Genomic DNA, 15,551 nt, shown 5'->3' on the forward strand with positions numbered 1-15,551 from the left:
TTTTCGACCGCACCTAACGATGCAATCCTCACTTTATACTAAATCCCTTGTCCCCTGCCACCAATAGGATCCATGCAAAAACCGTATCAAATAATACATTTTCTGCCATTTACCGACAAAATTGCCCTGTCCCTACGGTTTTGAACATAACTCGTATAGATAAAATACCATAAGCGTATTATCCATGAATTTTTGTAACAAAAGCTACGATTCCATCAGAAACGGGTTCGTTATATTAACCGAGACAAACCCAATTCTGAGCAGTTATGGCTAATAAGATTGAAGCGATCAAATCCGCGAAAGATGGGTTAGCAGTTCGAGATGAACTAGCGGCATGGGCGCATCAGGGTTGGGAGCAGATTGACAAGGATGATTTAGAGCATCGGTTGAAGTGGCTCGGAATTTTTTTCCGTAAAATTACCCCTGGCAAATTTATGTTGCGCCTGCGGATACCACACGGGATTTTAACGGCGACTCAAATGCGGGTATTGGCGCAAATTTTAGATGCCTGTGGTGCCGATGGTGTTGGGGATATTACCACCCGCCAAAATATCCAATTGAGGGGGATTGATTTTGCCACCATTCCGAACATTTTACAAGCCTTAACCGAGGTGGGTTTAACCAGTGTGCAATCCGGTATGGACAATGTGCGGAATATCACCGGTTCTCCTGTATCTGGAATTGACCCCAACGAGTTATACGACACCCGTTCCCTGGTACAAGCGGTGCAAGATATGGTGACCAACCGGGGGCGAGGCAATCCCGAATTTACCAATTTACCCCGCAAATTTAATATCGCCATTAATGGGTGTCGTGACAATTCTACCCACGCCGAGATTAACGACCTGGCTTTTATTCCCGCCTATCAAAACGGGCATCCCCAATCCCCTTTGGGTTTCAATGTTTTAGTAGGTGGTTTTTTCTCCAGTAAACGGGTGGCGACTGCGATTCCTTTGGATGCTTGGGTTACGCCAGAACAGGTGGTGGATGTTTGTCGGGCAGTATTGTTAGTCTTTCGGGATCATGGCTTGCGGGAAAATCGCCAACAATCCCGCTTAATGTGGCTCATTGATGCCTGGGGAATCCCCCAATTTCGTGCCCAAGTGATTGACCGCCTCGGATATAATTTACCCCCTGCGGCTCTGCGGGATGAAATATGCTGGTCAAAGCGGGATCATTTAGGCTTGCATCCTCAAAAACAGGAGGGGTTATACTATGCCGGTTTGCATATTCCGGTGGGAAGAATTACGGCTCAAGATATGTTTAACTTTGCCGATCTTGCCAACCGATACGGACAGGGTGAACTGCGGTTAACTGTGGAACAAAATTTGATTATTCCCCATATTTCTGAGGAAAAAATTGCTGATTTTCTCCAGGAGACTATTTTGCAAAAATTTCCCCTGAAGCCAACTTTATTAATGCGAGGATTAGTTTCCTGCACAGGGAATCAATTTTGTAACTTGGCAATTATCGAAACCAAAAATCGAGCATTAAAGCTGATTCAGGAATTAGAGGAATTACTGGAATTAAAGCAACCGGTTCGTATCCATTGGAGCGGTTGTCCCAACTCCTGTGGTCAACCCCAAGTAGGGGATATTGGGTTTATCGGGTGTAAAACTAAGAAAAATGGCAAACCAGTGGACGGCGTAGATATTTATCTAGGGGGAAAAGTTGGGCACGGGGCAACTTTAGGTAATTGTGTGGTGAAAGGAATTCCATGTGAGGATTTGCTAGGGATTGTCGCTGATTTACTCATCCGTCATTTTGGGGCACTCCCCCGATCTCATATCGGCGTTGACTATCTAGGATTGGGTGAAGCTACCGATTCCGTAACCACTTCAGTTTCTTCTGTGCAACTTTGATTTTTTGGGAGGTGTTTATGTCTTTCTCTCGGCGTACATTTTTAACCACTTCTGGTTTGACGGCTATGGGCGCTTTAGCGCTTCACGGATGCCAGCCTGGTTCAAATACCAGTAGTTCTGTCTCCAGCCCACCTACTGATTTAGAAACAACCACCGTGAGACTAGGTTTTATTCCGCTCACCGATGCGGCACCCCTGATTATCGCTAAGGTGAAAGGCTACTTTGATAAGTATGGATTAACCGGTGCTGAAGTTATCAAACAAGCCTCCTGGGGAACCACTCGCGATAACTTAGTTTTAGGTAGTGCCGGGGGGGGCATTGATGGGGCACATATTCTTTCACCCATGCCCTATTTAATCAGTGAAGGGATTGTCACCAATGGCAAAAAAGTACCCATGTATATCTTGGCGCGTTTGAATACCAACGGGCAAGGGATTCAGCTATCCAATGAATATTTAGACCTAAAAGTTAGTTTGGATGCGAGTCCTTTACGGAATGTTTTTCAACGCAAAAAACGGGAAAATAAAGAAGTAAAAGCGGCCATGACTTTTCCTGGTGGCACCCATGATTTGTGGATTCGCTACTGGTTGGCGGCGGCAGGAATTGATCCCAATCAAGATGTTTCAACCATTGTGGTTCCTCCTCCCCAAATGGTAGCTAATGTGAAAGTAGGCAATATGGAAGCCTTTTGCGTGGGCGAACCCTGGCCGTTACAAACCCTTAATCAGAAGGTTGGCTATAGTGCAATTACCACTGGAGAGTTTTGGAAAGACCATCCCGAAAAAGCCCTAGGTTTGCGCTCAGATTGGGTAGATAAACATCCCAAAGCCACCCAAGCCTTACTTCAAGCCGTCTTGGAAGCGCAAATTTGGTGTGACCAAGATAGCAACAAGCAGGAAATGTGTGAAATTCTCAGCCAACCAGAGTGGGTAAAGGCACCAGTGGCGGATATTATTGACCGCTCCTTGGGCAAATTCAATTTGGGGGTGCGGCAATTTGAGAGCAAAGACTTGATGCAAAAGTATTGGCGAGATAACGCTTCGTATCCCTTCAAGAGCCATGACCTATGGTTTTTAACCGAAAATATTCGCTGGGGTTATCTGAAACCTGAAGTGGATACCAAAGTACTTGTTGATCGGGTCAATCGTGAGGATTTATGGCGAGAAGCCGCTAAAGCGATTGGTCAGGAAGCAGTTATTCCCAAATCCACTTCCCGTGGGGTAGAGACGTTTTTTGACCAAGTCCAATTTGACCCAGAAAACCCTCAGGATTACCTAAATCGTCTGAAAATCAAGTCCCTTAAATCCTAAGGAGCCAACCCATGACCACCACAATCCCTCTGCCCCGGCGGTATTCCTGGCAAAAGTTTCTGCCCATCGTGCTACCACCACTGATTGTACTCGTACTTGTTTTAGTGGTTTGGCAAATTTTATGCTCTGGGTCAAATCCACGACTGCCGGCACCGATAACAATTATCCGGGAGTCTTGGCACTTAATTGTGAATCCCTTCTTTGATAAAGGTGGGACTAACAAAGGGCTAGGCTTGCAGGTTATTGAGAGTTTACGACGGGTGGCGATTGGCTATGTTTTGGCTTCAGTTGTAGGTGTAAGCATTGGCATTTTAGTGGGTACCAATCAGTTAATTAACCGGGGGGTTGATCCCTTCTTTCAGGTACTCAGAACCGTACCCCCATTGGCGTGGCTACCCATTGCTTTGGCTGGTTTTCGACAGGCAGAGACATCAGCTATTTTTGTGATATTTATTACAGCGATTTGGCCAATTTTGATTAACACTTCAGTCGGGGTACAGCAGGTGCCTCAGGATTACCGAAATGTGGCTCGCATTCTACGTCTAAACCGTTGGGAATACTTCTGGACCATTCTACTGCCAGCGTCAGCACCCTACATTTTCACAGGTATGCGTATCGCCGCTGGTCTTTCGTGGTTAGCTATTGTTGCCGCTGAGATGTTGACCGGTGGAGTTGGGATTGGATTCTTTATCTGGGATGCCTGGAATAGTTCTCGGATCACCGATATTATCGTTGCGCTTGTTTATGTAGGAATGGTTGGTTTGTTGTTAGATAGACTGGTTTTTTATGCCAGCAAATTGATCGTTCAATCTGAGGAATAGGAGAACCCCATGCAAAGTTTACCCCTGCCAGCACCATTACAATCCCCAGTGGAATTACCCTTCCTGGAATTGAGGGATGTAAGCAAATATTACCCAACCTCCAAGGGGAATTACACGGTTTTACAGGGGGTTAATTTATCAGTCAAATCAGGGGAATTTGTGAGCATTATTGGACATTCCGGTTGTGGTAAAACGACCTTACTTAATCTAGTCGCAGGATTCATCCGTCCTAGTCATGGTCTTGTCTCATTGGAAAATCGGCGGATTACCGAACCTGGACCCGATAGAATGGTGGTCTTTCAGAACTATTCCCTGCTTCCTTGGCTGACCGCCTATGAAAACATTCATTTGGGGGTAAAGAGCGTTTATCGCCCGCAAAATGAAACGGAGCGGAGACAGGTTAGACAAATTGTAGAGGAGCATCTGGAACTTGTGGGTTTGACTGATGCCGCCCATAAAAAACCCAAACAATTATCCGGGGGTATGAAACAACGAGTTGCCATCGCCCGGGCTTTGGCTATGCGTCCGCAAATCCTCTTACTTGATGAACCCTTCGGAGCTTTGGACCCCATTACTCGGGAGGAGTTACAAGATGAGTTGTTGGGGATTTGGGAACGTACTAAAGTGACTGTTTTGATGATTACCCATGATGTAGATGAAGCCATTTATTTAAGTGATCGGATTGTTATGATGACGAATGGACCATCCGCAACGATTGGGGAAATTCTCACGATTCCGTTTGCCCATCCCCGGAACCGGGCAAGGTTGACTGAAGACCCCCAATTCTTTACCCTCAGAAATCAATGTCTTTCCTTCTTGTATGAACGTTTTGCCCTTGATATTGACCACGATTAATTAGGAGTTGCTCTGCGATGAATACCATGCAAACCTACTTAGAGATAGACCATGTGGATAAAATTTTTCAGACCGAAGCGGGTGCCTATCCTGTCTTGAAAAATATCCATATTGAAATTAAACAAGGTGAATTTATTGCCGTTATCGGGCATTCGGGTTGTGGCAAATCGACCCTACTTAATATCGTCGCTGGTCTTGAGCGACCGAGTGCCGGAGGGGTGGTTTTAGAAGGAAAAGAAGTTCGCCAACCGGGTCCCAATCGGATGGTGGTGTTTCAAAACCACTCTTTACTTCCTTGGTTAACGGTGCGGCAGAACATTGCGTTGGGGGTCAATCGTGTTTTTCGTGATCGTTCGCCCCAAGAACGTAAAGCAATTATTGATGAGCATTTAGCCTTGGTTCATTTGACAGCCGCCGCAGATAAATATCCCCACCAATTATCCGGGGGAATGCGTCAACGGGTCGGTATTGCCCGAGCCTTGGCATTACAGCCTAAAATTCTCCTTTTGGACGAACCTTTTGGGGCTTTAGATGCCCTGACCCGTGGTCGTTTGCAGGAACAATTAATGCAGATATGTAATGAACATAAAATCACGGCATTCATGATCACCCACGATGTGGATGAGGCACTTCTCTTGGCAGACCGAATTATCATGTTAACCAATGGTCCAGGGGCACAAATTGGTCGGATTTTATCTGTTGAATTACCTCGTCCCCGCCAACGGATGGCTGTGGTTAATCATCCCAATTACTATCGGATGCGAGGGGAAATTGTAGAATTTCTGAATGAACAGAAGAAATCCAAAAAACAGCGGGAACTGAATCGAATTGCCATTGCCATCAGCCGAGGTAATATTGAAAAAGTGAACTTGGATTTAGGCTTCATTCCCTTAACCGATGCCAGTCCACTGATTGTGGCAAAAGAAAAGCAATTATTTCAAAAATATGGCTTAGACGTAGAACTCCGGCGACAGTCAAGCTGGAACTCCCTAGCGGAACACTTAGTGAATGGGGAATTAGATGCCGCCATGATGCTCGCTGGGATGCCCTTAGCCCTTTCTGCACAATCGAACCGGCTGATCACAACTGCCATGACGCTTAGCCGCAATGGTAACGCCATTACCCTATCAAACCAATTTAACCAGCCCAACGCTTCCCCTATAGAGCAGTTATGTGATTACATATTGACAGCTAAACAAAAACCAATTTTTGGCATTGTCCATCCTGCTTCCATGCACAACTTTTTGCTAAGGAAATGGCTGATTCAAATCGGGATTAAACCTGATGTAGATGTAGAATTGGTTGTGATTCCGCCACCGCAAATGGTCGCTAATTTAATTGCTGGTAACATTATTGGTTTTTGTGTTGGTGAGCCTTGGAATACCCGAGCAGTTTTGGATGATGTCGGCTTTATCATCACCACAGGTATTGACCTTGATGATGGTCACATTGAAAAAGTGCTGGGAGTTAATCAAATCTGGGCACAACAATATCCTTTCACCCATTTGGCTCTAATTCGTTCCCTGTTAGAAGCCTGTGCTTGGTGTCAGCAATCTGCGAATCGAGAAGAATTAGTAGATATTCTATCTAAGCCTGACTACTTGAATATGAATCCGAAATACATTAGACCTAGCTTATGCAACCCGATTTGGCTCACTAAAGAGCAGACCCGATATTTACCACAATTTCATCATTTTCTGGTGAAAAATAAGCCTTGTATCATAGAATATGAATGGGTACTTGATCAGCTTACCGAGTATGGAATTATATCTTGCCAGAACTCACAACAGTTCTTAAAACCGATTGTTCGAGATGACGTTTTCCAGGAGGCAATCGCCCTGCTAGACCCAAACTTGTTAAAGCTGGACACTCAAGTTTCAAATAAAATTCCAGAGGTAACTTAACTTGTAAACTTCATATTTTGGAATTTATGCTTACTGTAGCAGAAGCAGAACAAATTATTAAAACCCACTGGGATGCCGCAAAATGTGAAGAGATCGCTTTAGAGTTTTGTGCAGGAAGAATCCTAGCACAATCTATCCATGCCGACCGGGATTATCCCCCCATTGATCGAGTTATGATGGATGGAATTGCCATCAGTAAACACGCCTATGACCGGGGGCTTAGAAAGTTTATCATTGCGGGTATGGCAACTGCGGGAACAGCGCCTCCTAATCTGGAAAATATCGAAACCTGTATCGAAGTGACAACGGGATGCCCTTTGCCCGATGGTGCTGATTTGGTTATTCCCTACGAAGAGCTAAACATCCATCAGGGGGTGGCGGAAATCATAATTGACCAGAATCGAAAGGCTAAAGATTTTGTCCATCAACGAGGGAGCGACTGCCGCTTGGGTGAAGTGATCATACCATCTGGAACAAGGTTGAAGGGGGTTCATTTAGGAATTTTGGCTAGCTTTGGCTACACAAAAGTTTTAGTAGAAAAACCTCTTAAAATCAAGGTTATTGCTACTGGTGATGAACTCATTCCCATTGACCAAAACCCACAACCTTATCAACTGCGTAGGTCGAATGTTTATGCCCTAAGAGCATCCTTACGCTCCTATGGTTACACGGATGTTGAAATAGACCATATTCCTGATATTCCAGAATTGATCCTGCCCCATTATCAACAGAATAAACAGACCTATGACTTATTAATTTACTCTGGCGGTGTTTCCCAAGGAAAACGAGACTATCTCCCCCAAATCTGGCAAGACATGGGTGTTATACCTTATATTCAAGGGGTAAGGCAAAAGCCTGGAAAACCGATGTGGTTTGGCATGGATCACACAAATAATACGATGGTTTTAGGCTTACCTGGTAATCCAATTTCGGCATTGGTATGTTTGCACCGCTACTTCTTGAATCGGAGTAAATCCTATGGTTATTTACAAAAATTGATCACATTTGAACCAGATTTAACCTATTTTGTGCCAGTCAAAATAAATGTCACGCATGAGCTTACGCCAATGATGCCTCAAAATTCAGGAGATTTTGTTGCCCTAGCGGATAGTGATGGTTTTGTAGAACTTCCACAAAATAAAAAACAGTTTACTCCGCAAGAGCAATTTTTTTTCTATCCTTGGTATTGAATATGAAACTGGTTGACCATTGGCAACGTCAGATTCGTAAACTGAGGGTGTCATTAACTGACCGATGTAATTTGCGTTGTCGCTACTGTATGCCACTGCATCCTGATTTTATGGATAAGCATAACTATTTAACCCCCGATGAATACGTTGATATAATTCAAGAATTACTGACCTATGGCATCCAGGAGGTTCGCATTACGGGAGGGGAGCCACTGGTACGACCAGAATTTTCTGAAATTATGTTAAAATTAAGTATGCTTAACATTCCACAATTGAGCTTGACAACCAATGGGATTTTACTCCACCAGCATTGGGAAATTCTTAAAGAATGCAATGTCAAAAAAATCAACATTAGCCTAGATAGTTTACGACCTGCAAACTTTGCATCCATCACCTATGGAAATAGTTTGTCTAGGATTTTAGAGAATATCAGCCAAGCGGTTGCTCAAGGATTTGATATTAAAATTAATGTCGTGCTACTGCGAGGAATTAACGACTGTGAGTTATTTGATTTCATAGAATATGCTCAAAAATTGTCCGTCACCGTAAGATTTTTAGAGTTAATGCGGATTGGTTATGCGAATGAGCTATATCATCATCACTTCATTTCAGCCCAAGAATGTATTAATCAATTACAAACTCGATATAAAATGAATAAAATCAACTCCGAATCCGACTCTACCGCTTTTTATTTTCAGCTTGATAGTGGGGTAAAAGTTGGCTTTATTGCTTCGGAATCCCAACCTTTTTGCAATCGTTGTTCTCGCTGGCGATTGTCCGCTGATGGGCGTTTATTTGCTTGTTTATTTACCCAGGAAGGTATCTCCATACGAAACGCTTCACCCGAAGATAGACATTACATTTATGAACAGTTATTAGGCATGAAGCCAATCCAACGTTCCACCCATGTTTTACGTCCGATGTATGGAATTGGAGGATAATGGTATGTTCACTCATTTAGATGCTCAAAACCAGCCAAGGATGGTTGATATTAGCGGTAAAAATATTACGATAAGGAGTGCTACAGCCCAGGCGCAAGTCCAATTGCCAAAATGTTTACAGGAATATATCAGGGGTAATGAAATTTTGCTCGAAAAGGGCGCAGTTTTTCAAACAGCAGTCATCGCCGGGACAATGGCGGTAAAAAAAACGCAGGAACTCATTCCATTCTGCCATCAAATTCCCATAGAAAGCTGTAGGTTTGAAATTGATATAGATGATAACTTTCTTGTAACGATAAACTGCACGGTTAAAGCCTCAGCTAAAACGGGTGTAGAAATGGAAGCTCTTTGTGGTGTGACAATTGCGGCACTTACAATTTATGATATGTGTAAATCCGTATCACCAGGCATAACGATCCGAGAGACTCGGTTATTAAGGAAAACTGGCGGTAAAGCCACCCAATTGGAACACCCTTTGTATGGTTTAATCCTCACGGGGGGTCTCAGTAAACGCATGGGTCAAGACAAGGCTTTACTGGATTGTTATGGACAGCCTTGTGCTTTATATTTATATAAACTAATGCAATCCTATTGTGAACAGGTTTATCTTTCGGCTCGGTCGAACCAATGGTTGTCCACCCCTCTTGAAGCACTACCGATACTCCCAGATCAAGTCACCAGTGTCGGACCAATTAGTGGACTATTAACCGCATTTCAAACCCATCCTGATGTAAATTGGTTGGTGATTGCCTGCGATTTAATGCAAGTACAGGCTCATACGATTGAGTATCTCTTAGCTCATTATCAAGAAAAAACTCTTGCCACGTGCTACATCAATAATGAACAGGGATTCCCGGAACCTCTGTGTGCTATCTATACCCCCCAAGCACAAGCGGTTTTTGCAGAAGCCTATCAGGCAGGTATTTATTGTCCTGTGAAAATTTTACAAAATCAATCCTGTACCCTAGTCAAGCCCCAAAATTCCCATGAATTAATGAATATCAATACGCCAGAAGACTATGCACGCATCGGCTACTAAGACGATTACTATTCAATATGTTGCCATGTTCAAAGACCAGGCGAACCAGTCAATCGAAAAGATTGAGACTGAGATCAAAACCTGTGCCGAATTGTATAAGTATTTACAGGAAAAATATAAATTTACGATTCCCCTATCACAAGTAAGAGTGGCTGTTAACCATGAATTTTGCTCTATGACACACCTCTTAAAAGACCAAGATTTAGTGGTTTTTATTCCGCCGGTATGTGGGGGCTAAATGATTCAATTTACCCTTAGTTCTAACCCTATCTGTTCCTCGGCAATGAGCCGTCTATTAGTCAATAGTACCGTAGGAGCATTAGTAACTTTTGAAGGTTGGGTACGCAATCATAATGATGGAAAATCTGTATTGGGTTTAGAGTATGAGGTGTATGAAATTCTCGCCCAAAAAGAAGGTGAAAAAATTCTCCAAGAAGCCCAAGCTAAATTTAATCTTTCGGGTGCCGTCGCTTGTCATCGTCATGGTTATTTAGATATTGGTGAAATTGCTGTTTGGGTTGGCGCGACTGGGGTACATCGTGGCTCAGCGTTTGCCGGAACTCGTTATATTATTAATGGGATTAAAAGTCGTTTACCGATTTGGAAGAAAGAATTTTATATTGGAGAAAAACCGCAGTGGATATTATGTTCACAAAATCATAGATTTTTCAGCGAGTCTTAAGGGCGCCTCTATTCATTGATTTTTGTACTTACACAGCAGGTCTGATAGCGTAGCCATAAGTCCTATTCCTTCCTTGGAATTATCAGTAACCATTGTGAATTATAGTGTGTTTCAAATGACTTCGCTCTCAGTGCTATCAATGTACAGTCTTTTAAGTGCTTATAGAATACAGTTGAACCCCACTTGCCGTGAGTCAATTATTATTCTGAGCCTTTAGAATGAAGGAGGTTTTTTGTATCCTTTAATTGATAAATAGACTGTAACCATCTGGTTGACATTTGCGGGTGACTTCTTTAACTTCAATTAAACTATAGCAATCCTACTTGATTAGTGAACAGAGATTTCCCAGAACCAAGGACGGGGGCGGTGCCCCTGCGACCCCTATGCTATTCTCATTTAGGATTGCTATATGACAATTTCACGAAATACACCCTAAAGTGCAGAGCGGGGAAGGACTTACGGCGGGCGTTTAGATTCGTTGGGCGCAGTCACAGGTGATGAGCTTGTGGCGGAACAGAAAACGTAGGGGAGTGTTGCAACCAGCCCAACTGACCATGTTGAAAAGCCTTCGCCGTACTTGTTCTCAGTACTGGTTCGGGTTTATTTTCACTGGGGACTAGCAAAGAATGGGTTCTTAAATCAACTTATGAGAATGGCACTTCTCAAAAAACTAAATCCCGATACTGCCCAAAGAACCTGCCTCTAAAATGCTCAGGAAGGCTGGTTTTATGAATTGCCCTTATGATTGTAAGTAAATGGTAAATCTTAGCTCATTTGCCCCTAAAATCCTCTAGAATCGGTGGTGGAGATTAGGGGTATTAAAATCGGAATTAAATGTCTCAAAAATTGCTACGGCAACGGAGTTATCAGTTTTTTTAGTAATAATTTTATAGTTTGTTCATTCGCAAAATTACAATTTACTGTAAGTGAAATATTTGCGGCGACTGAGTTTTTCGGTTTTTTTATTATTTTTTACTTGCTAATTGTCACGTCAGGGCAAATAACACCGAAATTCGCTAAAATCCTTATGGCGACGGGGTTTAAGGCTTATTGAGGTGATTCTACAGGGTTCATTCTCGGACTTTTGGGATGGCTCAAGCGCAATTAATGCCCGAAACACTCCCTTGATTTTCTACTTCAATACACAGGCTTATAAAATTATCTGGACAAATTACAAAATTGTTACGGTGAGACATTTACAAGACTTTTTTATTAACTTAAATTCTGTTCTTTTGAGTAAAATTTTTAATTATTTATCAGCAAAAATTAGCCCTTTTTACTAAATGGGTGATTTTGTTTAACATTCTTGAAAAATTATTTGCATAATTTTTACGGCGACAGCTTTTCAAGGTTTATTTACTACTTTGTAATACTTGTAGAATAGGGATCACCTGACCGAAAAGGGGTATAATTACTAATTATCTGAGCGAGGAAACGGCGGTGACAGTGGCGACGGTACCGGATGCGTTGGGGCGGTTTGGGCAGTTTGGGGGGAAATACGTCCCGGAAACCCTGATGCCTGCTCTGGCGGAACTGGAGCAAATGTATTACCAATGTAAAGATGACCCCTCGTTTCAATCGGAATTACAATTTTTGTACAAAACCTATGTGGGGCGACCTACCCCCTTGTATTTTGCCGAGCGTTTGAGTGCCCATTACGGCAATGTGCTCATCTATTTGAAGCGGGAGGATTTGAACCACACCGGGGCGCACAAAATTAACAATGCGTTGGGGCAGGTACTCCTAGCGCAACGGATGGGCAAACGGCGGATCATTGCCGAAACGGGGGCGGGACAGCATGGGGTGGCGACGGCGACGGTGTGTGCCCGCTTTGGGCTGGAATGCGTGATCTATATGGGTGTGCAGGACATGGAGCGCCAAGCCCTGAATGTGTTTCGGATGCGGTTGCTGGGGGCGACGGTACAACCGGTGAGCAGTGGGACGGGCACGCTCAAGGATGCGACCTCGGAGGCGATTCGGGATTGGGTGACGCATGTGGAAACCACCCATTACATTCTGGGTTCGGTGGCGGGACCCCATCCCTACCCGATGCTGGTGCGGGATTTTCAGAGTGTGATTGGCAGAGAAACCCGGGCGCAGTGTGCGGAATTGTGGCAAGGTCTGCCGGATATTCTCCTGGCGTGTGTGGGGGGCGGGTCGAATGCGATGGGCTTGTTCTATGAATTTATCCCGGAGCCGACGGTGCGCCTGATGGGGGTGGAAGCTGCTGGCGAGGGTATTCACACGGGCAAACACGCCGCTACCTTGACCCAGGGGCGGGTGGGGGTACTGCACGGGGCGATGAGCTATCTTCTGCAAGACGACCAGGGGCAGGTGGTGGAACCCCATTCCATCAGTGCTGGGCTGGACTATCCGGGGGTGGGACCGGAGCATAGCTATCTCATGGAAACCGGGCGGGCGACCTACGTCAGCGTGACGGATCAGGAAGCTTTGGCGGCTTTGCAACGGGTGAGCCGGTTAGAGGGGATCATTCCCGCTTTGGAAACCGCCCACGCCTTCGCCTATTTGGAAACCCTCGCTCCCCAATGCGCTCCCGGCACCCGGATTGTCATCAACTGTTCTGGGCGGGGCGACAAGGATGTGCAAACGGTGATGAAACATTTGTCCGTTTAATGCAACCAATTAATTTAACCAAACAGTGACCAACTGGGGAAACCAAATCAGGAGCAACACCAACACCAATTGCAAGCCAATAAAGGGAATCACCCCCCGATAAATCTGCCCGGTAGTGACGGTGGGGGGAGCCACACTTTTGAGATAAAACAGGGCAAACCCAAAGGGTGGGGTTAGGAAAGAAGTCTGCAAATTCGCCCCCAACAACACCCCAAACCAAACCAAATCTGTTCCCAATTGTTGCGCCGCTGGGATGAGCAAAGGCACGACAATAAAGGCAATTTCAAAAAAATCAATAAAAAATCCCAGCAGAAACACCAAGCCCATGCTAAATAACAAAAAACCCGCCCGTCCCCCCGGCAAATTCAACAGCAATTCATACACAAACTGATCCCCATTCAGTCCCCGAAACACCAAACTAAACGCCGTGGAACCAATCAAAATCATCATCACCAAACTGGTCGTCCGCACCGTCGCTTCACAAGCCCGCCACCCCATCGCCCAGGACAATTTTCCTTCCCAACCCGCCAACAGTAATGCCCCCAAACAGCCCACCGCCCCGGCTTCCGTCGGTGTGGCAATGCCAAAAAAAATGCTCCCCAACACCAACAGCACCAGCCCCAGGGGGGGAACCACCGCCCGCAGGACACTTAGCAACGGTTCTTTGGGTAAATCCGTTAGAGCCGGAGCCAGATGGGGACGGAAATAAGCGAGAACAACCGTATAAATAACGTACATAGCTGTCAGGGTCAACCCCGGCAGGAGCGAACCCACAAACAAATCCCCCACCGACACCCCCAACTGGTCGCCCAGCACCACCAGCACCACACTCGGCGGGATGATCTGCCCCAGCGTCCCGGAAGCGGCAATCACCCCCGTTGCCAACTCGGTTTGATAGCCATAGCGCAACATCACCGGCAGGGAAATCAGCCCCATCGCCACCACCGTCGCCGCCACCACCCCCGTCGTTGCCGCCAGCAATGCCCCCACCACAATCACCGCCACCCCCAGCCCCCCCCGCAGGCGACCGAACCAGCCCCCCATCACCGTCAGCAGGCGTTCCGCCACCCCCGACTGCTCCAGCAGGGAACCCAGCAGGATGAAATAGGGAATTGCCAGCAGGGTGTAATTCGACATGATGCCGAAAATCCGGTAGGGCAACGCGGTGAGAAACAAGGGGTCAAACACCCCCAACGCCACCCCCACCAGGGCAAACAAAATCGCCACCCCCCCCAGGGCAAACGCCACCGGATACCCCGTCGCCAGGAAAATCAACGCCCCCACAAACATGAGCGGACCCAACCAGGCTCCCTCATCCATCGCACCGCCGCCACCCACAACCTCTGATTATCCGTTGCCGGGGGACGCTTAGCCAATCGGGGGAATGACCATGCCCAACAACAACAAAAACCCGGTGATCACCTGCTCCCGAAACATCCGGCTATAGACGGACAGGGGTTGCCTTTGCCGCAACTGCCACACCTGTTTGCCCCAGACCGCCGCCGTCACCGCCACCATCAGATAATAAAAACCGCCCAATCCCGTCGCCATGCCCACACCGGTTAACAAAATTAACGTTATTGCCAATAAAATCCCCACCGCTAAAGGGGTATGCCGACCAAAAAACCGGGCACTGGAATAAATCCCCAAACGGGCGTCATCCTCCCGATCCGGCAAGGCATAAATCGTGTCAAACCCCAGCGTCCAGCACCAGACCGCCCCCCACAGCAACCAGGTCACCCCCGTCACCGTGCCCGTCACCGCCGCCCAGGGGATGAGAACCGCAAACCCCCACGCCGTCGCCAATACCGCCTGGGGCACCGGACACCAGCGTTTCGCCGAAGGATAAAGCACCATCACCGGCACCGCCAGCACCGCCAGGGTAAACCCCAAGGGATTCAGATACTGCGCCAACCCATAGGCACAGGCAAACCCCACCACCGCCACTGCCCCCGCCAGCCATAGGGGCATCTGTCCCTGCGCCAAAGGTCGTTGCGCCGTCCGTTGCACCTGGGCATCCAACCGGTGATCCCACAAATCATTCACCACACAACCAGCGGCACTCGTCGCCACCGCCCCCAACACCACCACGACCAGCAAATCCCAGGGCGGACAGCCCCCACTCGCCAGCACCAGCGACCACAGGGCAGGCACCAGCAAAATTAACCGTCCCGTCGGCTTATCCCAGCGCAGGAGGCGGACAATCTGGTACAGGACAGGGGCAGGCATGGGCAGGATAACTCCCCCAAAGGGCGGGGTTCATGGGATAATTGTAACGCTCTCTAAAGTTCTTAATGATTTTTTTACTATGGG

General features: G+C 46.3%; 13 protein-coding genes. 11 read left to right on the plus strand and 2 right to left on the minus strand.

Annotated features, from left to right (window positions below; translation table 11 throughout):
- The first annotated feature begins 266 nt into the window (after positions 1-266).
- The 11 genes from MLD66_RS07420 to trpB all read left to right on the plus strand — a co-directional run bounded on the left by MLD66_RS07420 (position 267) and on the right by trpB (position 13,238).
- Positions 267-1,862, plus strand: a complete 1,596-nt coding sequence (locus MLD66_RS07420; protein WP_247216531.1) for a ferredoxin--nitrite reductase — start codon at positions 267-269, stop codon at positions 1,860-1,862.
- A 17-nt stretch (positions 1,863-1,879) separates the two neighbouring features.
- Positions 1,880-3,172 carry a CmpA/NrtA family ABC transporter substrate-binding protein gene (locus tag MLD66_RS07425; protein ID WP_247216533.1) on the plus strand — a complete coding sequence of 431 codons (1,293 nt, stop codon included), beginning with the start codon at positions 1,880-1,882 and terminating at the stop codon, positions 3,170-3,172.
- Positions 3,173-3,183: 11 nt separating this feature from the next.
- Positions 3,184-3,993 (plus strand): nitrate ABC transporter permease, encoded by an 810-nt coding sequence (gene ntrB, locus MLD66_RS07430; RefSeq protein ID WP_247216535.1) that lies wholly within the window; start codon positions 3,184-3,186, stop codon positions 3,991-3,993.
- A gap of 9 nt (positions 3,994-4,002) precedes the next feature.
- A complete protein-coding gene (locus tag MLD66_RS07435; protein ID WP_247216537.1) occupies positions 4,003-4,848 on the plus strand; it encodes an ABC transporter ATP-binding protein in 846 nt (281 codons plus the stop codon).
- Positions 4,849-4,865: 17 nt separating this feature from the next.
- The gene (locus MLD66_RS07440) at positions 4,866-6,752 is read left to right on the plus strand and encodes a nitrate ABC transporter ATP-binding protein (RefSeq protein ID WP_247216538.1); all 1,887 of its coding nucleotides are present in this window, start codon (positions 4,866-4,868) and stop codon (positions 6,750-6,752) included.
- 26 nt (positions 6,753-6,778) lie between these two features.
- Entirely contained in the window at positions 6,779-7,942 is a 1,164-nt protein-coding gene (locus MLD66_RS07445; protein WP_247216540.1) for a molybdopterin molybdotransferase MoeA, read from the plus strand.
- A 2-nt stretch (positions 7,943-7,944) separates the two neighbouring features.
- Entirely contained in the window at positions 7,945-8,883 is a 939-nt protein-coding gene (gene moaA, locus MLD66_RS07450) for a GTP 3',8-cyclase MoaA (protein ID WP_247216542.1), read from the plus strand.
- A gap of 4 nt (positions 8,884-8,887) precedes the next feature.
- Positions 8,888-9,922, plus strand: a complete 1,035-nt coding sequence (gene moaC, locus MLD66_RS07455) for a cyclic pyranopterin monophosphate synthase MoaC (protein ID WP_247216544.1) — start codon at positions 8,888-8,890, stop codon at positions 9,920-9,922.
- Positions 9,903-10,160 carry a MoaD/ThiS family protein gene (locus MLD66_RS07460; protein WP_281438429.1) on the plus strand — a complete coding sequence of 86 codons (258 nt, stop codon included), beginning with the start codon at positions 9,903-9,905 and terminating at the stop codon, positions 10,158-10,160. Before moaC ends, MLD66_RS07460 begins: the two co-directional genes overlap by 20 nt.
- On the plus strand, positions 10,161-10,604 hold the full coding sequence (locus MLD66_RS07465; RefSeq protein ID WP_281438430.1) for a molybdenum cofactor biosynthesis protein MoaE: 444 nt from the start codon (positions 10,161-10,163) through the stop codon (positions 10,602-10,604).
- A gap of 1,422 nt (positions 10,605-12,026) precedes the next feature.
- On the plus strand, positions 12,027-13,238 hold the full coding sequence (trpB, locus tag MLD66_RS07470) for a tryptophan synthase subunit beta (protein ID WP_247219020.1): 1,212 nt from the start codon (positions 12,027-12,029) through the stop codon (positions 13,236-13,238).
- 9 nt (positions 13,239-13,247) lie between these two features.
- Here trpB and MLD66_RS07475 read toward each other — a convergent pair whose 3' ends face one another.
- Positions 13,248-14,558, minus strand: a complete 1,311-nt coding sequence (locus tag MLD66_RS07475; protein WP_247216547.1) for a TRAP transporter large permease subunit — start codon at positions 14,556-14,558, stop codon at positions 13,248-13,250.
- Positions 14,559-14,606: 48 nt separating this feature from the next.
- Entirely contained in the window at positions 14,607-15,467 is an 861-nt protein-coding gene (locus tag MLD66_RS07480; RefSeq protein ID WP_247216549.1) for a 4-hydroxybenzoate solanesyltransferase, read from the minus strand.
- Positions 15,468-15,551: the final 84 nt, after the last annotated feature.

Source organism: Synechococcus sp. C9 (assembly GCF_022984075.1).
In the GTDB taxonomy this organism is placed as follows: Bacteria; Cyanobacteriota; Cyanobacteriia; order Gloeomargaritales; family Gloeomargaritaceae; genus Gloeomargarita.

Excerpts from the sequence above, each read along its gene's own strand:
- MLD66_RS07475 (WP_247216547.1), bottom strand. The coding sequence starts at position 14,558 with ATGGATGAGGGAGCCTGGTTGGGTCCGCTCATGTTTGTGGGGGCGTTG.
- MLD66_RS07440 (WP_247216538.1), top strand. The coding sequence starts at position 4,866 with ATGAATACCATGCAAACCTACTTAGAGATAGACCATGTGGATAAAATT.
- MLD66_RS07460 (WP_281438429.1), top strand. The coding sequence starts at position 9,903 with ATGCACGCATCGGCTACTAAGACGATTACTATTCAATATGTTGCCATG.
- moaC (WP_247216544.1), top strand. The coding sequence starts at position 8,888 with ATGTTCACTCATTTAGATGCTCAAAACCAGCCAAGGATGGTTGATATT.
- MLD66_RS07425 (WP_247216533.1), top strand. The coding sequence starts at position 1,880 with ATGTCTTTCTCTCGGCGTACATTTTTAACCACTTCTGGTTTGACGGCT.
- MLD66_RS07445 (WP_247216540.1), top strand. The coding sequence starts at position 6,779 with ATGCTTACTGTAGCAGAAGCAGAACAAATTATTAAAACCCACTGGGAT.
- MLD66_RS07435 (WP_247216537.1), top strand. The coding sequence starts at position 4,003 with ATGCAAAGTTTACCCCTGCCAGCACCATTACAATCCCCAGTGGAATTA.
- MLD66_RS07420 (WP_247216531.1), top strand. The coding sequence starts at position 267 with ATGGCTAATAAGATTGAAGCGATCAAATCCGCGAAAGATGGGTTAGCA.
- MLD66_RS07480 (WP_247216549.1), bottom strand. The coding sequence starts at position 15,467 with ATGCCTGCCCCTGTCCTGTACCAGATTGTCCGCCTCCTGCGCTGGGAT.
- MLD66_RS07465 (WP_281438430.1), top strand. The coding sequence starts at position 10,161 with ATGATTCAATTTACCCTTAGTTCTAACCCTATCTGTTCCTCGGCAATG.
- moaA (WP_247216542.1), top strand. The coding sequence starts at position 7,945 with ATGAAACTGGTTGACCATTGGCAACGTCAGATTCGTAAACTGAGGGTG.
- ntrB (WP_247216535.1), top strand. The coding sequence starts at position 3,184 with ATGACCACCACAATCCCTCTGCCCCGGCGGTATTCCTGGCAAAAGTTT.